14 protein-coding genes and 1 pseudogene are annotated in these 21,344 nt (G+C 73.6%); 9 read left to right on the forward strand and 6 right to left on the reverse strand.

Annotated features, from left to right (window positions below; genetic code table 11):
• Positions 1-76: 76 nt before the first annotated feature.
• Positions 77-3,337, reverse strand: coding sequence for a choice-of-anchor D domain-containing protein (locus tag AB0M11_RS33810; RefSeq protein WP_365711947.1), 3,261 nt, complete (start codon positions 3,335-3,337; stop codon positions 77-79).
• 775 nt (positions 3,338-4,112) lie between these two features.
• Between AB0M11_RS33810 and AB0M11_RS33815 the strand changes: the two genes are divergently transcribed.
• The gene (locus AB0M11_RS33815) at positions 4,113-4,946 is read left to right on the forward strand and encodes a DUF3152 domain-containing protein (protein ID WP_365711948.1); all 834 of its coding nucleotides are present in this window, start codon (positions 4,113-4,115) and stop codon (positions 4,944-4,946) included.
• A gap of 189 nt (positions 4,947-5,135) precedes the next feature.
• Here AB0M11_RS33815 and AB0M11_RS33820 read toward each other — a convergent pair whose 3' ends face one another.
• Positions 5,136-6,164 carry a LacI family DNA-binding transcriptional regulator gene (locus tag AB0M11_RS33820; protein WP_365711949.1) on the reverse strand — a complete coding sequence of 343 codons (1,029 nt, stop codon included), beginning with the start codon at positions 6,162-6,164 and terminating at the stop codon, positions 5,136-5,138.
• A gap of 259 nt (positions 6,165-6,423) precedes the next feature.
• Here AB0M11_RS33820 and AB0M11_RS33825 point away from each other — a divergent pair, with 259 nt between their 5' ends.
• A complete protein-coding gene (locus AB0M11_RS33825; protein ID WP_365711969.1) occupies positions 6,424-9,390 on the forward strand; it encodes a glycoside hydrolase family 2 TIM barrel-domain containing protein in 2,967 nt (988 codons plus the stop codon).
• An 87-nt stretch (positions 9,391-9,477) separates the two neighbouring features.
• On the opposite strand, the gene AB0M11_RS33830 is transcribed toward AB0M11_RS33825, so the two are convergent.
• Positions 9,478-10,650, reverse strand: a complete 1,173-nt coding sequence (locus AB0M11_RS33830) for a serpin family protein (protein ID WP_365711950.1) — start codon at positions 10,648-10,650, stop codon at positions 9,478-9,480.
• Between the two features lie 273 nt (positions 10,651-10,923).
• On the opposite strand from AB0M11_RS33830, the gene AB0M11_RS33835 reads away from it, so the two are divergent.
• From AB0M11_RS33835 to AB0M11_RS33855, 5 genes and pseudogenes are all read left to right on the forward strand, one after another.
• Complete coding sequence (locus AB0M11_RS33835) at positions 10,924-12,147, forward strand: DUF4190 domain-containing protein (RefSeq protein ID WP_365711951.1); 1,224 nt, start codon at positions 10,924-10,926, stop codon at positions 12,145-12,147.
• Between the two features lie 147 nt (positions 12,148-12,294).
• Complete coding sequence (locus AB0M11_RS33840) at positions 12,295-13,047, forward strand: GntR family transcriptional regulator (protein ID WP_365711952.1); 753 nt, start codon at positions 12,295-12,297, stop codon at positions 13,045-13,047.
• 326 nt (positions 13,048-13,373) lie between these two features.
• Positions 13,374-13,568 (forward strand): SPOR domain-containing protein, encoded by a 195-nt coding sequence (locus AB0M11_RS33845; protein WP_365711953.1) that lies wholly within the window; start codon positions 13,374-13,376, stop codon positions 13,566-13,568.
• 21 nt (positions 13,569-13,589) lie between these two features.
• Positions 13,590-13,700, forward strand: a pseudogene (locus AB0M11_RS33850) (DNA mismatch repair protein MutT); the annotation flags it as partial.
• A gap of 123 nt (positions 13,701-13,823) precedes the next feature.
• Entirely contained in the window at positions 13,824-14,225 is a 402-nt protein-coding gene (locus AB0M11_RS33855; protein WP_365711970.1) for an NUDIX domain-containing protein, read from the forward strand.
• A gap of 83 nt (positions 14,226-14,308) precedes the next feature.
• Here the strand turns inward: AB0M11_RS33855 and AB0M11_RS33860 are convergent, their stop codons facing one another.
• A complete protein-coding gene (locus AB0M11_RS33860) occupies positions 14,309-15,043 on the reverse strand; it encodes a peptidase E (RefSeq protein WP_365711954.1) in 735 nt (244 codons plus the stop codon).
• A gap of 115 nt (positions 15,044-15,158) precedes the next feature.
• Complete coding sequence (locus AB0M11_RS33865; RefSeq protein WP_365711955.1) at positions 15,159-15,593, reverse strand: hypothetical protein; 435 nt, start codon at positions 15,591-15,593, stop codon at positions 15,159-15,161.
• A 548-nt stretch (positions 15,594-16,141) separates the two neighbouring features.
• On the opposite strand from AB0M11_RS33865, the gene AB0M11_RS33870 reads away from it, so the two are divergent.
• Positions 16,142-16,549 (forward strand): ATP-binding protein, encoded by a 408-nt coding sequence (locus AB0M11_RS33870; RefSeq protein ID WP_365711956.1) that lies wholly within the window; start codon positions 16,142-16,144, stop codon positions 16,547-16,549.
• Between the two features lie 270 nt (positions 16,550-16,819).
• Positions 16,820-19,408, forward strand: coding sequence for a SpoIIE family protein phosphatase (locus tag AB0M11_RS33875; RefSeq protein ID WP_365711957.1), 2,589 nt, complete (start codon positions 16,820-16,822; stop codon positions 19,406-19,408).
• Between the two features lie 208 nt (positions 19,409-19,616).
• Here AB0M11_RS33875 and AB0M11_RS33880 read toward each other — a convergent pair whose 3' ends face one another.
• Positions 19,617-21,098, reverse strand: coding sequence for a hypothetical protein (locus AB0M11_RS33880; RefSeq protein WP_365711958.1), 1,482 nt, complete (start codon positions 21,096-21,098; stop codon positions 19,617-19,619).
• Positions 21,099-21,344: the final 246 nt, after the last annotated feature.

Below are 21,344 nucleotides of genomic sequence, written 5' to 3' on the forward strand. Positions count from 1 at the left end.
TCGCCGTCGCACGTCTCGATCGCCCCGCACAGACCGCCCCCCCCCCCCCCCCCGCCCGTTCCCTCGGCCCTGGGTTCTAGATCAGGGAGTTGTAGGTCTTCCAGCCGGGGCCGACGCTGACGCGTGCCGCGTACGGTGCGGCGGCGTGGCCGGTGCCCCGGTAGAGCCACAGCGTGCCCGCGCTGTCGCGGGCGAGCAGGTCGGCCCTGCCGTCGCCGGTGATGTCGCGTGGTCCGGCGAGGGCGTTGTAGGTCTTCCAGCCTCCGCCGATCAGGGTGCGCGCGGCGAACGGGGCGGCGGCGTGGCCGGTGCCCCGGTAGAGCCACAGGTTGCCCTTGGTGTCGCGGGCGAGCAGGTCGGCCCTGCCGTCGCCCGTCACGTCACCCGCACCGGTCAGCGTGTTGTACGTGGTCCAGCCCGTGCCGATCCTGGTACGGGCGGCGAAGGGGGTGGCGGCGTTGCCCGTGCCTCGGTAGAGCCACAGGTTGCCCCTGGTGTCGCGGGCGAGCAGGTCGGCCCTGCCGTCGCCCGTCACGTCACCCGCACCGGTCAGCGCGGTGTAACCGCCCCAGCCCGGCCCGACCTTCCGACGGGCCGCGAACGGCGCCGCCGCCTTGCCGGTCCCCTGGTACAGCCACAGCGTGCCCGTGCCGTCGCGGGCCACGACCGAGCCGCTGCCGTCCGACATCACCCGCGAGACGCTGGTGATCAGGTTGTACGTGTTCCAGCCGGGGCCGACCGCGAGGCGCCGCGCGAGGGGCGCCGTCGGCACGCCCGTGCCGTGGTACTGCCACAGCGTGCCGGAGGTGTCCCGCGCCAGCAGCGTGCCCAGCTGCGCCGGCGGCGGGGTGCCTGTGCCGCTGAGCGGCTCCAGCATCGCGCCCTGCCCGGCGTCGCCGGTGATCTCGTAGGACGCCGACCGGGCGCCGACGGTGGTCGGCGAGAAGGTCACGGTCTGCCGCACGCTCTGCTCGGGACCGATGACCAGGCCCTCCGGCAGCGGGTCAGCGCTGGTGAACACGCCGGCCGGTGCCTTCGCCTTGGTGATCGTGACGGGCACGTTCCCCGAGTTGGTGAGGGTGAACGCCTTGGTGACCGACCTGCCGCGGGTGACCCCGCCGAACGCCAGCGACGGGGGAGTGAGCAGCAGGTGCCCCTGGCCGCTGATCGCGTTGCCCTCGACCGGGATGGTCAGCGTGCCGCTGGTGCTCGTCAGCGTGATCGACGAGGAGTGCCGGCCGGTGGCCGTGGGCGCGTAGCCGACGCGGAGCACGACCGAGCCCTGGGCCGGGACGACCGTCGGGTCCGCCGGGTCGGCGCTCGGCAGGTTGTCCGCGCTGAACGGCCCGGTGGGCGAGGCGACGGAGGTGATGGTCTCCGGCTCGGTGCCGGTGTTGGTCACCTGGACGTTCGCCGTGGCCGCGGTCCCGGTCGGCTGGTTGGCGAAGGACACCGTGCCCGGGAAGGCGGCCAGCCCGGCCTTCGTCCCGACGCCGTGCAGGCTCAGCGCGAACGTGCCCGCGCCCGTGGCGACGGTGAGCGTGCCGCTCGCGCCCAGGACCGCGGTCGGCCGGAAGGTGACCGGCACGGTGAGCTGCCCGCCGGCCGGGATCGAGGCCGGCAGTGACGAGGTGTCCGCGGTGAACGGGCCCTCGACGCTCACCGACCCGATCGCCAGCGCCCTGGACGGGCTCTGGTTCTCCGTCAGGACGACGTCGGTGCTCGCCGTGGCGCCGACCTGCGCCGTCCCGAAGTCGACCGGTCCGCCCTTGAGCGGGCTGCCCACCGGGTTGCCGTACGCGTAGACCTTGCCGTCGCGGGTCCCGACGAACACCTGGTTGCCGTCGGTCGCCGGGACGGCGAACTTCGACGCGGTGCCGATCGGCGCGGACCACACCAGCCTCAGGACGCCGTTCGCGTCCGGCACCGGGTTGTAGGCGCGCAGTTGGGCACCCACGCCCGTCGGGCCGCCCGACCACACGACCCACACCAGGGCGCTGCCCGAGCGGGTCCCGTCGGAGGTGACCACCGGCGAGCCGCTGGTGTAGGGGAAGGAGTCCTGGCTCGCGCCCGCGACGCTCAGCGCCGGGTCGCCCTTGGCGGTCACGCCGCGGTGCAGGGCCGTCAGCGAGCCGCCGTTGCCGACGACGTACACGTAGCCGCCGTCACCGCCCCAGACCGCCGGGTGGCCCCACTGGCCCTTCAGCGGCCCGGTGACGCCGACGACCGCGTCCGTTCCGCCGGGGCCCTGCGAGCGCCCGCCGAGGTGGTCGCGGTCCAGCAGGAACACCCGGCCGTCCTTGCCCTGCTGCACCAGCAGATGCGGGTGTGAGGCGGTGCCGAAGCCGTCCGGCAGGCCCACCGGGCCCCCGGAGGCCAGGTCGGTGTCGAGCTGGTCGAGCGTCGGCGCGTTGGACGGGCTGAAGAAGTCCGCGGCCTTCAGGCTCTTGTCCGGCTGCACCTGGAGCCGGACCACCGACTCCGCGAGCGTGCCGGGCGGCGAGGTGCCCGGACCGGGGGCCGGGCTGACGCCGTTGCCGGTGGCCACGAAGATCCGGCCGGGGCCGTCGGAGACCAGCCCGCCGCCGGACTGCCAGATGCCGGCGCCGCTGTTGCTGGCGCCGGTCTCCGTCGCCCACATCGAGGTCACCGAGGGCGAGGTGGTGCTGACGCCGACCACGTAGCCGCGGTACGGCTTGGCGTCGCAGTGCCCGCCGAAGCCCGCGTACACGACCCCGTCGAGCAGCAGCAGCCCCGGCCGCTGCATCTCGTACGCGGGCAGGAACGACTGGCCCGGGTCGTTGGACGCCGAGCCCTGGATCGTCACGGGAAAGCCCTGCTTCTCCGCGCCGGTGACCGGGTCGAGCGCGTGCATGTACCAGTGCGGATTGAGCGCGTTCGGGCCGTCGTCGACCTTGGTCGTCAGGTAGACCGCGCCGGTCGCCGGGTCGTACACGGGCGTGCCGGTGCTGCCGACGTTCGGCGCCAGGTCGCCGCAGCTGAGCGTTGCGGCCGGCCACGCGGGCCCGAAGTTCCGCTTCCACTGCACGGCGCCGGTGGTCCGGTCCAGGCCGTAGGCCACGTTGTTCTCGGTGACCGCCACCACCGTGGCGCCGACCACGATCGGCTGCGCGTAGATCTGCCCGTCCAGCTGGGCCGGGGCCTTCCACAACTGCCCGAACGAGGACGACTGCACGTCCGCCGCGCTCAGGCCGTCCTCACCCTGGTCCCAGCCGGTCCGCAGCGAGTCCACCGACCCGGTGGTCTCGCTGGCCCGCGCCTGTGACACCCCCACGCCGACCAGCCCCGCCGTCAACGCGCCCGTCACCGCGAGCACCAGCCCGCGCCACCCGGTCCCGCTCCTCGGTCTCTTCCCTATGCCGCCGCGTCTGTCAGCACCCACGACGAGAACCCCCTCCGATGCCGGGCACACGCAGTGCCCGCGACCGCGCTCCCCACGCGATCGCCCGCCCCTGAGCCGCCCGGCGCCTCAACCGGCCTCCCCACAGGGAAGGACACGGCGCGCGGTCGCGGCCCGCGCATCAAATCACACCATCCGCCCCACGTGACCTGGTTGCACCGTCCTCCACGGCCTCTCGCGACGCGCGTCCGGCTCGACTCCCGTACCGTGCCGAGCCGTCCGGGGGCTGCCGCGTGCCCGGCGCTGGGCTGTTCGCCCAGGTCTGCGTCGGCCTGCTCCGGGAGCCGTCGGGCGACCTCGTCGCCTGGGCGGACGTCGGACCGACCTGACCGGCGTCGCCCCCTCGGGCATCCCCGGGCATCCCCGGACGGGCGCACCGCGGGCGTCGTGCGGCCGCCGCCGAAGGGGCCCAGGACCGCGGGCGACGGTGACGTTTCGGTCTCGTTCGTTATCGTTTCGTGATTATCCGGGCTCATTGCCATCATGTGCGGTGCCCAGCCTGAGCGTCATGCATCCGGTACGAGAACGGGAGTCCGCGGGGGCCGACCGCAGCGCTGCGGTGTCCCGGCGCGACGACGGCCACCACCACCGGTCCTCTCGCGGCGGTGGCCGTCGCAGGTCCGCACGCCGCCGTGAATCCCGCCGTGGCGTCGGCCGGGGCCGGGGCCGCAGTCGGGGCCGAGGCCGCGGCTTGGGCCTGGGCCTGGGCCTGGGCCGGCTGATCGTCCTCCTGGTGGTGGGTGGCCTGCTCGGGTCGGCGGTGTACTTCCTGGACGGCGGGCGCGGCGACGCGTCCCGCGCCGAGCCGCGCGCACGGAGTACGGCCCGCGTTCCCCCGCCGCCCGCAGCGGCTCCCTCCCCCGAAGCGACCCCGCGTCGCAAGGCGGCTCCGGGCCCCAGGACCACCCCGGCCGCCGAGGCCACGCCGACGGCGACCGCCACCGGTCTCGACGTCCCCGCCACGGGTCCCGGCACCTTCGTCACCGCTCGGGCCGGCGGCGCGAAGGTCGGTGCGGGCAGGCGTCCGCTCCGGTACGTGGTGCAGGTCGAGAGCGGGCTCGGCATCGCCCCGTCCCGGGCGGCGGACGAGATCGCCCGCATACTCGCCGCCCCCCGGGGCTGGACCCGCGACGGTGTCTCCGCGTTCCAGCTGGTGGGGGCGGGTGAGCCGTACGACCTGAAGGTGCGGATCGCCACTCCGGGAACGGCTGACGCCCTGTGCTGGGCGGGCATTCACCAGGACACGCACGGCGAGTACAACTGCGAGGTCCCCGACGGGGTGGTGGTGAACCTCAGGCGCTGGGTCGAGGGCTCGCCCATGTTCGACGGCCCGATCCACGACTACCGGGCGTTGATCATCAACCACGAGATGGGGCACTTCCTGGGCTACACGCACCAGACCTGTCCCGGTCCCGGGCGGCTCGCTCCCGTGATGATGCAGCAGATCAAGGGCCTGCACGGCTGCCTCGCCAACGCCTGGCCCTACGACACGAACGGTGACCTCGTCACCGGGCCGAACGCGTAGGAGCACGGTCGGTCACGGCCCGGCCCCGACGTGTGGTGGCCGGCCGCCGCTGCCCGTCCCTCAGCACCCTCCCCGGCCACCGCCCCCGACCACCGTTCCCGGCGCCCGCCCCCGGCCACCGTTCCGCATCACCGTCCCTGGCCACCGCCCCCGGCCACCGTCCCTGATCACCGTCACGCGCACCGTCGGCTACGCCGACCCCCTCAGCCGCAGCTCCGCCCCCACCGTCAACTCGTCGGCGGGCAGAGGGTCGTCGCCGGTCAGCATCCGGGCCGCCTGTTCGACGGTGAGCGCGCCGAGGCGGCGGGTGTCCAGGGCCACCGTGGTCAGCGGGGGCTCGACGAGCGTGCCCAGCCGCAGACCGTCGAAGCCGATCACGGCGAGGTCCCGGGGGACCTGCCTGCCGGTCGCGCGGGCGGCGCGCAGGGCTCCGATGGCGATGATGTCGTTGAACGCGAAGACGGCGGTGAGGTCCGGGCGGCGGCTGAGGAGTTCCCGGAGCGCGCTCTCCCCGCCCTCGACGCTCTGGTCGGCGCGGGCCACGGAGCCCGCCTCCAGTCCGCACGCGGCCATCGCGGCGTCGAACCACCGGTGCCGGATGCTCGGTTCGGGGCGGCCGGAACGGGCGGAGTGGTCAGGGCGGTCGGCGTGGTCGAGCATGCCGATGCGCCGGTGTCCCGCCTCGGCCAGGTGCCTGATCGCCGCGTGCACCCCCTGCTCGCCGTCGATCCGGATCGAGCTGAACCGCGGGGTGCGGGGTTCGCGGTCGATGAGCACCACGGGCAGTCCCCGGGTCAGCCTGTCGATCTCGTCCTCGGGCAGGTGGAGATAGCCCACCACGGCGTCGACCTGGGACGCGATCACCTCCAGCGTGCCCCGCTCCTCCTCGGCCCGGTCGCCGGTGTCGTACACGACGACGTGCCAGCCGCGGTCCCGGGCCGCCTCCAGCGCGGCCGCGGCGACCTCGGTGAAGAACGGGTTGAGCAGGTCGGGGATCACCAGGCCGACGCTGACGGTGTCCTGCCGGACCAGCCCCCGGGCGAACCGGCTGGGCCGGTAGCCGAGCGCGAGGGCGGTGTCGAGGACGCGCTGCTTGGTGGAGACGCCGATCTCGCCCTTGTCGTTGAGCGCCCGGGACACGGTCTGCCGGGACACGCCCGCGGCCCTTGCCACATCGTCGATCGTGACCCTACGGGTCCCGGTCCCCGACGACGCCATGACTCACCTCCGCGTAATCGCCGACGCGCCAGCGTCGCAGGGACACCGAGTATGCCCCGCCGGGCCGACGCCTTGACACTCCGTCCTTCCGGAGCCCAGACTCCGAACCGCTTCCCGTTACCGCTCCCGTGAGCGCTCACGATACCGCTCACGGAACCCGTTCGAACTCGTCCTCGGCCTCTTCCGCCGGCATCGAGAAAGTTGTGACGCCTTGCCCTCCGAGTCGCTCTCCCCGTCGCCCTCCGAGCCCCGCGCCCACGTGTCGGACCCCGCCCCCTGGCACGGCGCCCTGCGCCCGGCCCGCTCCTGGCTGCACTCCGACGCCCCGTCCCGCTCGCTGAACGGCCCCTGGCGCTTCCGGCTGTCGCCCACGGCCGCCGTGAGCGAGGAGTTCGCGGCCGAGGACTTCGACGACCGGGCCTGGGGCGGCATCCCGGTGCCCGCGCACTGGGTGCTGGAAGGCGACGGCGCCCACGGCCGGCCGATCTACACCAACGTCCAGTACCCGTTCCCGATCGACCCGCCGCACGTCCCCGACGAGAACCCCACCGGCGACTACCGCCGCCACTTCGACCTCCCCGCCGACTGGCGGGACGCCGAGCGGGTCGTCCTGCGGTTCGACGGCGTGGAGTCGCTGTTCCGGGTGTGGGTGAACGGCGTCGAGATCGGCGGCGCGAGCGGCAGCCGGCTGGCCCACGAGTTCGACGTGACGTCCGCGGTCCGCCCCGGTGACAACGTCGTCGCCGTCCGGGTCCACCAGTGGTCGGCTGCCAGCTACCTGGAGGACCAGGACCAGTGGTGGCTGCCCGGCATCTTCCGGGACGTCACCCTGCTCGCCCGCCCGGCCGGCGGCATCGAGGACGTCTGGCTGCGCACCGGCTACGACGGCGGGCGCGGCCGCGTCGAGCCGGAGGTCACCGCCCGCGCGGCCGCGTTCCCGGTCACCCTGCGCATCCCGGAACTGGGCGTGGAGCGGGTCTGGGAGACGGCGGCCGACGTGGCGCCCGTCGACGTCCCGGAAGTGGAGCCGTGGTCGGCCGAGCGGCCCCGGCTCTACGACGCGACCGTCTCCTCGGCCGCCGAGACCGTCGCCCTGCGGCTCGGCTTCCGCACCGTCGAGATCCGCGGCGACCAGTTCCTGGTCAACGGCCGCCGGGTCGTCTTCCACGGCATGAACCGGCACGAGACCCACCCCGAGCGCGGCCGGGTCTTCGACGAGGCGCACGCCCGCGCGGACCTGGCCCGGATGAAGCGGTTCAACGTGAACGCCATCCGCACCAGCCACTACCCGCCGCACCCCCGACTGCTCGACCTCGCCGACGAACTCGGCTTCTGGGTCGTCCTGGAGTGCGACCTGGAGACCCACGGCTTCGAGAAGGGCGGCTGGGCCGGCAACCCGGCCGACGACCCCGCCTGGCGCGCGGCCTGCCTGGACCGCATCGAGCGCACCGTCGAGCGGGACAAGAACCACCCCGGCATCGTGATGTGGTCGCTCGGCAACGAGTCGGGCACCGGGGCCAACCTCGCCGCCATGTCCGCCTGGGTGCACGCCCGTGACCCCGAGCGGCCCGTCCACTACGAGGGCGACTACACCGGCGACTACACCGACGTCTACTCCCGGATGTACGCGACGGTGCCGGAGACCGAGCAGATCGGCACCGACGGCTCCCGCGCTCCGCTGCTCGGCTGCACCCCCGCCCAGGGCGCCCGGCAGCGCACCAAGCCGTTCCTGCTCTGCGAGTACGCCCACGCCATGGGCAACGGGCCGGGCGCCCTCGACCAGTACGAGGCCCTCGTCCACCGGTTCCCGCGACTGCACGGCGGCTTCGTCTGGGAGTGGCGCGACCACGGCATCCTGGCCACCGCCCCCGACGGGACGCCGTACTACGCCTACGGCGGCGACTTCGGGGAGGTCGTGCACGACGGCAACTTCGTGATGGACGGGATGGTGCTCAGCGACGACGTGCCGACGCCCGGCCTCCACGAGTTCAAGGCGGTCGTCCAGCCGATCCGGTTCGCCTTCGACGGCGACAAGCTCGTCATCACCAACCTGCGGCACTCGGCCGACACCTCCGACCTGCGCTTCCGCTGGCGCGTCGAGCACGACGGCGTCCCCGTGGAGGCGGGCGAACTGGAGCCGCCCCTGCTCGCGGCGGGCGAGTCGGGCCGGGTCCCGCTGCCCCCGGTCGCGGTGGCCGCGGACGCCGAGACCTGGCTGACCGTCGAGGCGGTGCTGGCGGCGGACACGGCCTGGGCGCCCGCCGGGCACGAGGTCGCCAGTGCCCAACTGGACCGCTCGGTACGGCGTCCGGTGCCCGCCGTCCGCCCCCGGTCGGGCTGGCGGCCGGACCAGGGGAACCGCACGCTCGGCATCGCCGAGTTCACCGGCGGCACCCTCACCCGCCTCGCCGGACGTCCCGTGACCGGCCCCCGGCTGGAACTGTTCCGTGCGCCCACGGACAACGACGAGGGCACCGCCGACCGGCTGGAGGGCAGCGACGCCAGCACGGCCGACGTGTCCAGCGCCGCCCTGTGGCGCCGGGACGGACTCGACCGCCTCACCACCCGGCGCGTCAGCGTGGAACACGCCACGGACGCCCTGCGCACCGTCGACCGGGTCTCCGCCGCCGACTCGGTGCTCTCGGTGACGGTGGAGTCGCTCTGGTCGGTCGAGGACGGCGAGCTGGAACTGCGCGTCGAGATCGAGCCCTCGCGCGGCTGGGCGACGGTCTGGCCCCGGATCGGCGTCCGCTTCGAACTGCCCGACGGCACGGCCCCGGTGGACGGCGCCGAGTGGTTCGGCCTGGGCCCCCTGGAGTCCTACCCGGACAGCATGCGGGCGGCCCGCGTGGGCCGCTTCCGGGCGACCGTCCACGACCTGTCGGTGGACTACGCCCGCCCCCAGGAGACCGGCCACCGCTCCGGGTTCCGCCGGCTGACGCTGACCAGCGGGGCCACCGCGGCGCTGCGCGTCGAGGCACTCCCCGACACCCGTGGGCGCCGCCCCGGCTTCACCCTCACCCGGCACACCCCGCAGCAGCTCGCGCGCGCCGCCCACCCGCACGAACTGCCGGAGTCCGGCACCAGCCACCTCATCGTCGACGCGGCCCAGCACGGCCTCGGCTCCCGGGCCTGCGGACCCGACGTGTGGCCCGAGTTCGCGCTGCGCCCCGAAGCCCGCACGATCAGACTGCGCCTCAGGGCGGGCGCTCAGGAACAGTTCTGACAGTCCGCCGGCCGGGCTCCGAACTCGCCTGCGGGGGAGGGGGGTCGGCCGGAGCGGCAGCCGACGGCACGGCGCCGGCGTGCGCGCTCAGCCCGCCGCCGTCGGCTCCGTCACCCAGCCCGCCGCCAGGACCAGCCGGGTCCCGCGGTGCACGGCGAGGAAGCCGAACGGCCGGTCGAGGGTGACCCGCACGACGGTCGACTCGTGCCGGTGGTGCGGCGGCGCGCCGCCCGGCGCCGCCACCACGGCGGTGACCGCGGCGGCCCGGAAGCCCAGCGGACCGAACTCCGCGACCGCGGACTGCCCCGCCGCACCGATGGCGAGCGGGGCGGCGCTGATCCCGGGGAAGTGCCCCTCGCGGGCGTCCGCGGCCGTGGAGAGCCCGAACAGCCCGTGATGCTGCAGGAGATCGTGATCGGCGCGGACCGTGAAGCCCGGGGTGGTCACGTCGAGCCGGATCGGGTCCGGGGCGACGGAGGGCCGGCGTTCCACGACCACGCCCGGCCCCGCGGGTCCGTAGGGGAGCTGTCCGCCGGTCGTCACCGGCAGGGTCCGCTCCAGGACGCCGATGCCGGTGTGCAGCACCTGCCCCGGGGACATCCCCTCCGCGCCGAGCACCAGGTGCACGTCGAGGCCGTTGTCGCCGAGCACCTTCAGCGTGGTGACGTCCCCGTCCGGGCCCGCGGTCACGCAGATCCGGTCGAGCCGGACGCTGCTGCGCCGCAGACCGGCCAGGGTACGGCCCTGCCAGGGCCCGGAGCCGGGCCGCAGCACCGTCTCACCGAACGGGTGCTGCCATCGCGTGCGCAGCGCCAGCGCGGTCGCCAGCACCAGCCGGGCGTCGTCGGCGAGCCGGACCGGCAGGCGTTCGACCAGCCCCTCGGTGCGTTCGGCCGCCCACGCGTCCAGCGCCTCCCGGGAGGCCGCGGGATCGGGGCCGAGCACCCCGAGCGCGTCCGCGGGCAGCCCCGCCGCCCACGGCTCGCGCGGTTCCAGCGCCCGGTCGGTCCACAGCCCCAGTGCCGCTCCGACGCCCGGCATCGAGTCGAGCCCGGCGAGTAACTCCCGCGCACCGGCGGCGGCCTGGTCCGCTTGCAGTCCCACGGCCCGGGTCAGCTCGTCCCGGGCCGGGCCCGTGGCGCCGTCGGCGAGGAAGGCCAGCAGCGGCCAGACACCGGCCGCCGAGAAGACCGTGCCCTGTCTGGTCTGCAGGGCCCAGCGAGCGGTGAGCGCGTTGACGGCGCGGACGGTGTCGTTCATTCGTCGTGCTCCCAGGAGTGTTCGCGGAAGGGAGAGGATCCGTCGCCCGGCCCGCCGCGAGGGCGAGCCGGCGGTGCCGGTGCGGGGCGGGCGAGGCGGAGCGGTGGCCGGCCACGAAGGAGCCCGGTGCGTTCGCCGGCCCGCCGCACGACGGCCGCCTTCCCCACCCTCATGACGCCCCCGTTCACGGCGCGCTTACGATGCGCCCAGTCGTACATCAGTTCAGCCGTGCGTTTCCCCGCGGCCCGACGCCCCCTCAGGAGCACGGTACCGGTGTCCATACCTCCGCCCCCCGGCCCCCACCAGCCACAAGGGCCCTACCCACCGCCTCAGTCGGGCCGGCCGCAGTACCCGCACCACCCGCAGGGGCCGTACGCGCAGCAGCCGCCCGCGCCGTATCCGGGGCCGTACCAGCAATGGGGGCAGGGGTACGGGCCCCCCGTCCCCCAGCCGCCCGTCAACGGGCTCGCCATCGCCTCTCTGGTGCTCGGGCTGCTGTGCTGCCTGCCGGGGGTCGGACTGGTGCTGGGGCTGATCGGGCTGAGCCAGATCCGCAGGCGCGGTGAGCGGGGCACGGCGATGGCGGTCGTCGGGTCGGTCTTCTCGTCGCTCGGGCTGGCCCTGTGGGTGCTGCTGCTGGCCTCCGGCGGGGCCGGCGAGTTCTGGGACGGCGTCAAGGAGGGCGTGCACGACAGCGCCAGCCTCTCGCTCGCCACCGGCGACTGCTTCGACACCCCCGACGGCACGCTCACCGGCGACCTGGTCTCCGACGTCGACGTCGTGGACTGCGCGAAGGCGCACGACGGCGAGGTCTTCGCCACCTACCGGCTCACGGGCTCCTCCTACCCGGGCGACGACAGCGTCGGCGACTGGGCCGACCGGCGCTGCTCCGCCCTGGAGGACGGCTACGCGATGGACGGCTGGGCCGTCCCCGGCGACGTCGGCGTGTACTACTTCACGCCCAGTGAGGACAGTTGGCGGTCCGGCGACCGGCAGGTGGCCTGCGTCTTCGGCAACACGACCGAGGGCAGGACCCTGTCCGGCTCGCTGCGCAACGACGCGAGTGTGCTGGACGACGACCAGGTCGTCTACCTCGACGCCGCGCACGTTCTCAACTCCGCCCTCGGCACCGTCCCGGAGGCGCGGTACGTCGAGGACGACCTGCCCGGCTACCGGAAGTGGGCGGACCGGATGACCACCGCGCTCGGCAAGCAGACCGCGATGCTGCGCGCGCACGGCTGGGACCCGCACGCGCGGCGGCCGGTGGCCGACCTGGTCGCGGACCTCGGCAGGGCGAAGGCGGAGTGGGCGAAGGCCGCGCGCGCCACGGACGCGGACGCGTACTACGCCCACTACGACAAGGCGTCGGCCCTGCTCGCCCCGCAGCGGACCGTCACGGCGCGCAAGGCTCTGGGCCTCGCCACGACCCCGCCCTCGGACGGCGCCGGGCACGGCGGGGCCGGCGGTGGAGGAAGCGACTCCGGCGCGGAGGTGTGATCGCGGCCATAACGGGGAGAAAGTGCCTGCGTAAAGCCTTCCCGGGCCCTATGTCATCACATCGAGTGATTCTCTGGCCTTTGCTTGCACCGCTCAACCCACGGTTGCCACGCTGTTGCTGTCTGTACAACCTGATGGGAGCGGCCAGTGACTTTCGGTGAGCAGCCGGCGTATCTGCGTGTCGCGGGTGATCTCCGCAAGAAGATCGTCGACGGTTCGCTGCCGCCGCACACCCGGCTGCCCTCCCAGGCTCGCATCCGCGAGGAGTACGGCGTCTCGGACACCGTCGCCCTGGAGGCCCGCAAGGTGCTGATGGCCGAGGGGCTGGTCGAGGGCCGCTCCGGCTCCGGCACCTACGTGCGCGAGCGGCCCGTGCCCCGGCGGGTGGCCCGGTCGGGCTTCCGCCCGGCCGGCGGTGCCACCCCGTTCCGGCAGGAGCAGTCCGACGCGGCCGCGCGTGGCACCTGGGAGTCCAGCAGCGAACAGACCGAGGCCGGTGCCGCGATCGCCGACCGGCTCGGCATCCGCCCCGGGGACCGCGTGATGTGCACCCGCTACCTGTTCCGCGACGCGGGCGAGCCGATGATGCTCTCCACCTCCTGGGAGCCCCTCGCCGTCACCGGCCGCACCCCTGTGATGCTGCCCGAGGAGGGCCCGCTCGGCGGGATGGGCGTGGTCGAGCGGATGCGCGCCATCGACGTCGTCGTGGACAACGTCACCGAGGAGGTCGGCGCCCGCCCCGGCCTCGCCGAGGAGCTGCTCGTGCTGGGCGGCGTCCCCGGCCATGTCGTCCTGGTGATCCAGCGGACGTACTACGCCTCGGGCCGCCCGGTGGAGACCGCGGACGTCGTCATCCCGGCCGACCGCTACCGGGCGTCCTATCACCTGCCGGTGAAGTAGCGCCCGTACCACCTCAGCGTGAAGTAGCGCACACCCTTGCGGCGGCGGACGCCGTCACGCCGGGGCGCGGACCGGATCCCCGCCGCTGAAGTCCGGCTGTTCTCCCAGGTCAATCGGGTCTTCCCGTCATGCCCGCGGCCCGCACCGGGAGGCGCGCGGACGGCGTGTTCGTCGCCGTGCGCCCCGCCGTTCTGGCTGGTTGCGTACCTCTTTGTGAAAAGCCGTATTCGCTGCGTAAAGGTTAGGCGTACGCTCGGGCATATGCGGAGTGCGGTTTCCTTGGTGGGGCGGGGACGGGCGGGAGCCGGGAGATGCGGAGGGGCGCGATGACGGAAGGCACGGTCTCTCTCCCCTGGCTGGTCATACGGCAGGACGACAACGGCAATCGCTACCGCGTCGGCCGGTACGCGACCCGGGCCGAGGCGCAGAAGATCGCCGACAGTCTCGACGACCGCGGACACAAGCAGCTCTACTGGGTCGAGCGCATCGGCCACAGCAACGGGGACGCCGGCCGGCACTGAGCCTCCCGTAGGCTCCGGCCCATGAGCGAACGGATCGTGGTGGTCGGAGCGGCCCTGCTCGACGCCGGCCGCCTCCTCGCAGCCCGCCGCAGCGCACCCCCCGCCCTGGCCGGCCGCTGGGAGCTCCCCGGCGTTCATTAGGCAGGTCGGTTGTCGGGGTGCGGTTCGTCGGCTGGGTATCGGCCAATCTCGTCGGTGTGCTCCGCCTCGGTAGGGTCTCTCCTGGCCAGGTTCGGGACGAGAGTAAGGAGGGCGCTGCCGGTGCTGATCGACACGGTCGCCTGGGTACGGATCGAGGATGGTCGGATCCTGTGCGCCCGTCCACGGGGCAAGGACGTCTTCTACATCCCCGGAGGCAAGCGCGAGGGTGCGGAGAGCGACCTGGAAACACTGGTGCGCGAGATCAAGGAAGAGCTGACGGTCCTGCTCGATGTGGAGACCGTGGCCCATGTGGGGACGTACGAGGCTGACGTACCTGGCCTCCAGGATGGCGCAGTGGTGCGGATGGCCTGCTACACCGCCGGGTATCGGGGGGAATTGACCCCGAGCAGCGAGATCGAGGAGGTGGCGTGGTTCTCGTACGCAGACCGTGACAAGGTGCCACCCGTCGATCAGTTGCTCTTCGACGACCTCAAGTCCTGTGGCGATCTGGCATGACCGAGCCACAAGGAGTACGGATGCGTGGGCATTCGGCACAGGGCTGGACGAGGATCTCTTCCCCCCGCTGACCTAGGGCGATTTCAGAGGCTGGGCAGTCTGCGAGGCTCGATGCGTTCCTCCGCTGCCCCGTCACCCTCGCGTCTGACTATGTAGGCACCCCTGCCCGGTACTTCTGCCACCGCCTCCACCAACTCCGTTCCACGGTAGACGAGGCCGACGCCGTCGTCCGTGCAGTGAGCCGTCGGAAGGGTGCCGTCCGCCACCAGCTGGTGGATCAGCGGGCGTCGGGCCACGTCCGAGTCGTAGTGCACGCCATTGCTGTATGGCAGGAGCCCGAGCGCATTCGTGACCGGGCGCAGTTCCGGTCCGAACGAGTCGGTCGCGCCTCCCTGGAACCAGCAGATGGATCCTGCGCTGACCCCGCTGAGCACGACGCCGGCCTGCCACGCGCGGTGCATGATGCGGTCCAGACCGTGCGCCCTCCATACAGCCAGCAGATTGACCACCGAGCCTCCCATGACCCAGACGACGTCGTGGTCGAGGACCGAACCTTCGACGTCCTCTACGTTGGGCATGGGGAACAGATGCAGAGGCGTGAGATCGAACCCCGCTATTCGCGCGGCCTCGGTCATGCGAGCCGTGAAGTGCTCGGCATCTCCGATGGCGGTGCCGACATACATGATGCGTGGGCGTCGGCCGTGCACTCCGGCGAGGTCGATCGCATGATGCACCAAACCATCAAACATCACCCTGGTGCGCCCTCCGACGCGGTGCCCGCCGGAGGTCGCGATGATGGTCGGTTCCACTGCCGTCATGGTCGTGATCGTATCGGTGGCTATGGGCGGAAGGGCATCTGCCTTGGTCACCTCGGGCCAGTGGCCGACGCCGATGCAGTGTGTGTGGGGCGCCAGCTGCGTTGCCCTGAAGGGGTCAGCCTCCGCGGACCGGTCGCCGCCGCGCAGGCAGGTTGGTGATGTGGGCGCCGTCGGCCCCCTCGCGGGCGGCGTGCAGTTCCAGATCGAGCTCGCCGACCAGTCGGCGCAGGGCCGCCGTCGTCTCGCGCTCTCTGGGCAGGGCGGACGCGGACTCAGCCAGCTTCTGTTTCAGTGCGGCGTTCTCCTCGGCCAGAGACCGGGCGAGCGCAGGGGTGTGGTGCTGGGCCCGTACCCGGGCCTGGAACTCCTCGACGAGGTCCTTGTGAATGCCGTAGACGGCATCCCGGCGCAGGCCGGACTCACGCAGCAACTCCGTGACGGTCAGGCGGCCGGACTTCGAGTGCAGAGGAGTGCCGTCGAGGAGGCGGTCGGCGGCGGCTCGCAGGGCGGCGCGTTCGGTGTCGTGATTGCGCGGGCGGCAGGCGGTCATGCCGGTACTCCTTCGGTGTCGGGGTGTTCGTGGCGGTGGATGGGCCGTGGCCCAGAGTGGGCACTCGCGCCGCACCTGCTCACGCTCGGACTCGCCCAGCAGGCTCTCCGGATCGGTCTTGCGCAGCCAGCTCTCGGCGATGCGCCGGTTCGCCGCGACGACGGTGTCCTCCCAGCTGTGCGGCTTCTTCGGAAGACCGTTCGCCGACAGCCTCACCCACAGCGGCTCAAGGCCCTGCGGCGTTCGCCGGAACAGCAGGCGGTGCTCGTCCGGCGGCAGCTCGTCCTCTCCGAATCTGGCGAGATCCGGGTCTTCGGTGGCTGGGTTGGATGTGCGGCTGCCGCCGCGTGGGCGCGGCGAGCCACGACGTAGCCGCTCCCGCGCGACCGCCGCACCCCCCGAGCCGGTAGGCGCCCGGCCCCCGGCGTAAGCCATCCGCACCACAGTGCGCCCGCCCCCGTGGTACTGCCCCCGGTAATCGGGTATGTCCCCATTAACCCCATGAAACCGGATATGGCCGGGCTAGCCGCCCCGGAAGCGACTGGGAAGTGATCGGTGTGATCGACACCGAAGGTGACACCGCCGAGTGGACCTTTCCCGCGGAGCCGGGCGCCGTGCGCACCGCCCGGACCGCGGTCCGTGACCAACTGCGCGGCTGGGGCCTCGACGGCCTCGCCGACCTCGCCGCCCTGCTCGTCAGCGAGCTGGTCACCAACGCGCTCCGGCATGCCACCGGCCCCATCGGCGTCCGCCTCGTCCGCCCCCCGCAGCTCGGCGACGCCCTGCGCGTCGAGGTGTCCGACCCGCTTCCCGACCCACCGCACGAGCGCGCCGCCAGCCCCGACGACGAGAGCGGCCGAGGTCTCCAGCTCGTGGCGGGTTCCTCGCGCAGCTGGGGTACCCGCCCAGGAGACAATGGCAAGACGGTCTGGTTCGAGCTGGCCGTACCCGGCTGAAACGGCTGAAACGGCTGAACCGGGTGTACACCCGGTGCGCCGCGGTCCACCCACGAGAGTGGCTGATCAACGCATGCCGGACTACGTGATTCGACGGCGTGTTCCCTGGTTAGAAGACTGGGAGTGTTGTCACGGTACGGTCCGGAAATCGTCGGGACCGTGCTGTGATCGTGAACACCGTGTCGGGCGGCGCCGTAGTGCTGGATACTGCGGGCAGCCGCACACCCGGTGACCGGTACCGGGCGCGGTGAGCTGGAGGGGACGGTTCGCGTGAGCGAGATACCAGCTGAGGCCACGGAGTCCGAGGACCCGTCGGACGGCGTGAGGGCGGGGACCGCGGAGACGGCCGCGGCCTCTGGCGACGCCATGTGGCAGAGCAGCCCGCCCGGCTCCATCTACGACTACATCAAGGTCGCCTCGTTCTCCATCGGCGCCGGCGGCCTGGTCGAGCAGTGGAGCCTGCGCGCCGAGCAGATCTTCGGCATCCCCGCCGAGCGGGCCGTCGGCATGGACCCGATCGAGGCGTTCGTCGACCCCGACCTGCGCGAGCGCGGCCAGCGCAAGATGGCCGAGATCCTGGACGGGCGGGAGTGGACCGGCGTCGTCCCGTTCCGGATGCCCGACACGGCCGACGGCGAGCGCGGCGAGGAGGGCATCGCCGAGGTCTACGTCATGCCCACCCGTACCGCCGAGGGCGAGAACGCGGCCGTGTGCATCGTGGTCGACGTCCGCACCCTGCGCCGCATCGAGACCGACCTCGCGGCCTCGCAGTCGATATTCGGTCAATCTCCCTTCGGCTTCCTGCTCATCGACACCGACCTGCGGATCCGCCGCGCCAACGCCCGGTTCTCCTCCATCTTCGGCGGCACCCCCGAGGACCACCGCGGCAAGGGCGTCCACGACTACCTGCCGCGCTCCGAGGCCGAGCGGGTCGCGGCCACCCTGCGGCGGGTCCTGGAGACCGGCAACTCCATCACCGACATGCACGTCACGGGCTTCGTGCCGGGCTCCGAGGAACGCCGGCACTGGTCCATCAACCTCTACCGGGTGCACAGCGGCACCGGCCGCCCCATCGGCATCGCCTGGCTCGGCCTCGACATCACCGCGCGCCGCGCCGCCGCCCGCGAGGCCGCCGCCGCCCGGCGCAACCTCGCCCTGCTCAACGAGGCCGGCGCCCGCATCGGCAACTCCCTCGACCTGGAGACCACCGCCCGCGAACTCCTCGACGTGGTCGTCCCCGGCTTCTGCGACCTCGCCACCGTCGACCTCTACCAGGGCCTGCTGGCCGGCGACGAGACCCCGCCGGGACTTGCCGACGGCAGCGCCGAACTGCGCCGGGTCGCCTTCGCCAGCGCGGTCTCCGACGCACCCTTCGTCGGCGGCGGCGCCCCGGTCGCCGTCGGCGCGGTCCACCACTACCCCTTCAACTCGCCGTGCGCGGACGCCCTGCGCACCGCCCGCCCGCAGCACGTGCCGGCGGCGGAGGGCGGCCTCGTCCAGTCCACGCTGGCCGTACCCATGGTCGCCCACGACACGGTCGTCGGCCTCGCCCAGTTCGCCCGCACCAAGGGCAGCGAGCCGTTCGGCGACCGCGACCGGGAGCTCGCCGTGGAGCTGGCCGCCCGTGCCGCCGTCTGCATCGACAACGCCCGCCTCTACCGGCGCGAGCACGAACGCGCGCTGATACTGCAGCGGTCCCTGCTCCCGCCCGGCGACCCGGAGGCCTCCGGCCTGGACATCGCCTGCCGCTACCTGCCGGGCAACGCGGCCACCGAGGTCGGCGGCGACTGGTTCGACGTCATCGAACTCCCCGGCCACCGCACGGCGTTGGTGGTGGGAGACGTGATGGGCCGGGGTCTACGCGCGGCGGTCGCGATGGGTGAACTCCGCACCGCGGTCCGCACGCTGGCCCTGCTCGACCTCGAACCGGCCGAGGTGCTCTCCGCGCTGGACGAGATCGCCCGCGGCCTCGGCACCCCCGGCGGGGTCCAGCAGGCCACCCGCACGGCCCGCCAGCCCCGCGACGCCGACCTCTCCGAGGTCTACCTCGCGACCTGCGTGTACGCGGTCTACGACTCCGTCACCAGGCGCTGTACGTTCGCCAACGCCGGCCACCTGCCGCCCGTCCTCGTGGAGCCCGGCGAGGCCGCCCTGATGCTCGACGTGCCGCCCGGCATGCCGCTCGGCGTCGGCGGCGAGCCCTTCGAGGAGGTCGAGGTGGACCTCCCCGAGGGCTCCCTGCTCGCCCTCTACACCGACGGCCTGGTCGAATCCCGCGACCACCCCCTGGACGAGGGCCTCCAGGCGTTCGTCGGCGCGCTCACCGACCCCTCCCGGCCCCTGGAGGACGTCTGCGACCACGTCCTCAACACCCTCGACACGCATCACGGCGAGGACGACATCGCGCTGCTGATGGCACGTGTCCAGGGGTTGCCGGCCGAGTCGGTCGGCGACTGGACCCTGCCGCGCGAGCCGCGCAGTGTGGGCCGCGCCCGCGAGTACGCCCGCGGCCAGCTCCTCACCTGGGACCTGGAGCCGCTGGTCGACACGACGGAGCTGCTGGTCAGCGAGCTGGTCACCAACGCGCTGCGGTACGGCGAGGGCGAGATACGGCTGCGCCTGCTGCTCGACCGCACGCTGGTCTGCGAGGTCTGGGACTCCGGCCTGGTGCAGCCGAGGCGCCGCCGGGCGCGGGACACCGACGAGGGCGGACGCGGACTGCAACTGGTCGGTCTGCTCAGCGCGGCCTGGGGCTCACGCCGGACGCCGCGGGGGAAGACGGTGTGGTTCGAACTCCCGCTGCCCGACGGTGAAACAGGCCTGACCGACCCCGCGGAGGCGCTGCTCAGCCTGTTCTGACCGTTTTACGGTGCGGCCCCGCGGGGGCTGGTCGCGCAGCCCCCGCGCCCCTTTGGGGCGCTGTGGTGAGCGCATGCCGCTGCGGTCCGCGCTCGTGAGGAGGCGCTCGCGCAACCCCCTGCTTTCAGGGGCGCGGGGAACTGCGCGACAAGCAAGCCCCCACGCACCCGCAGCCGCCCGACGGCGATCCGCAGCACCCCCTGACGCGCTACCCCAACCGACTCCGGCTCTCCGGCCCCCCGAACGCCACCACCGGCCCCCCGTCGGCCTCCTCCCCCCGCAGCACACCCCCGAGCACCGCCCCCGCCACCCCGCTCCCGTGCGCGGCGTCCCCGGCGAACGGGTTGCCGTGCGCCCGTACGTCCCGCTCCGCCAGCTCCCGCGCCTTCCGGGCGAGCCGGTCCGCATCCGCCGGCGCCGCACCCCGCGCCCCGGCCAGCAGCGCCCGAGCCTGTGCCCCCACCGCCCCACGGTGCGTCCCCACGAAGTCGTCCGCCGCCCCCAGCGCGCTCCGCGCGACCAGTTCCGCCCCCGTCGCGATCACCCCGGACCGGCCGCCCCCCGTCCCCTCCACGGCCCGCACCACCCGGCGCAGGGCGTCCAGCGGGTCGTACAGCCCCCCGGTCACCTCCTGCCGCACGGCGGCCAGCACGACGTCGGCATGCGTCAGCCGCGCGGGCGCCGCCGTCGCCCGCAGCCCAGCCAGCTCCGCCTCCGCGCCCGTCAGAGCGGCCGGCAGCAGCTCCGCCGCCGTCCGCAGCTCCCGCGTCAGCCGTGTCACCCCGCCCAGCAGCACCCCGGCCTGCGCCACGGCGCCCTCGGCGGCCCGCACCCCCCGCCGGGACCCCGCGCCGTCACCCGAATCCGCGTCCTGACGGGCCTGGTTGAGCCGTGACGTCGCGAACACCAGCCGGTCCTTGGCCTGTTCGACGTATCCCACCACGGGCACGATCGCGGCCGCCCCGTACCGCGCACCCGCCTCGGCCAGCGCCCCCGCCACCCGGCCGGTCCGCCCCGCCAGCTCCCGGAACCGCCCCTCGGCCACCGCCAGCGCGTCCCGCGCGTCCCACTCGGCGTCGAACTCCGCGGCCGCCGCGTCCAGTTGCCGCCCCGCCTCCGCGCACCGCCCGACCACCCCGACCAGCGCCTGCCGTCGGCCGACGGCGTCCCCCGGTATCCCCTCCTCGTGCCGGCGCCATATCGCGAACGCGGCCGCCAGCTCGGTCTCGGCCACCCGCAGCGCCCGTGCCACGCCCTCGCCCCCGTCGACGTACCCGAGGGCCTCCCGGCCGGTCCGCACGCAGTCGTCGGCGAGGACCAGCGCGGACCGGGCCTGCCGCTCAAGGTCGACGGCCGACGGCGCCGGCGGCGCGGGGGAGACGATCCCCGGGGTGGTGCGCGAGCGGGCCCGCCGGGTCCGGCGTACGTAGCCGTAGCCGCCCAGCGCGCCGGCCACGGCCACGACCGCGAGCGGCAGGACGTAGTCGGTGGCCGGCACCCCGTCCGCCGCCTCGGCCGCGGCGACCGTGCCGCTCCCCGCCACGGGAGCCGGATCCTGAGCGGTACTCGTCGTCACCGGCAACACCAGCCAGACCACCCCGGTCACCCCGCCCAGCACCGCATGCCCCACCCGCACACCTATGTGCCCGGTGGCGCGCCTCGGCCGGCCCCGGATCATGGATGACGTCACATTTCGGAGCGTATGGGCAACTGGTCGGCTTCGCGACCGGGGCGGGACACGCGAAGGGTGACGAGATCAGAGGGGGCGGGGAGGACACAGCGATGGAAGGGCACAGGCCGGTTGATCCGGCGCACGGGACTCGTGGGCGACAATCCGCCAGGAGTCGAACATGTGTCCCCGGGTTCACTGATGGGGGTGATGGTGCCAGGAGTCAGGTGGGGGTGTGCGATCTTCGCTCGTATGGTCGTGCGTCAG

This window comes from Streptomyces sp. NPDC051987, from assembly GCF_040680735.1.
GTDB lineage: Bacteria > Actinomycetota > Actinomycetes > Streptomycetales > Streptomycetaceae > Streptomyces.

Excerpts from the sequence above, each read along its gene's own strand:
- AB0M11_RS33820 (WP_365711949.1), bottom strand. The coding sequence starts at position 6,164 with ATGGCGTCGTCGGGGACCGGGACCCGTAGGGTCACGATCGACGATGTG.
- AB0M11_RS33830 (WP_365711950.1), bottom strand. The coding sequence starts at position 10,650 with ATGAACGACACCGTCCGCGCCGTCAACGCGCTCACCGCTCGCTGGGCC.
- AB0M11_RS33845 (WP_365711953.1), top strand. The coding sequence starts at position 13,374 with ATGACGGAAGGCACGGTCTCTCTCCCCTGGCTGGTCATACGGCAGGAC.
- AB0M11_RS33860 (WP_365711954.1), bottom strand. The coding sequence starts at position 15,043 with ATGACGGCAGTGGAACCGACCATCATCGCGACCTCCGGCGGGCACCGC.
- AB0M11_RS33865 (WP_365711955.1), bottom strand. The coding sequence starts at position 15,593 with ATGACCGCCTGCCGCCCGCGCAATCACGACACCGAACGCGCCGCCCTG.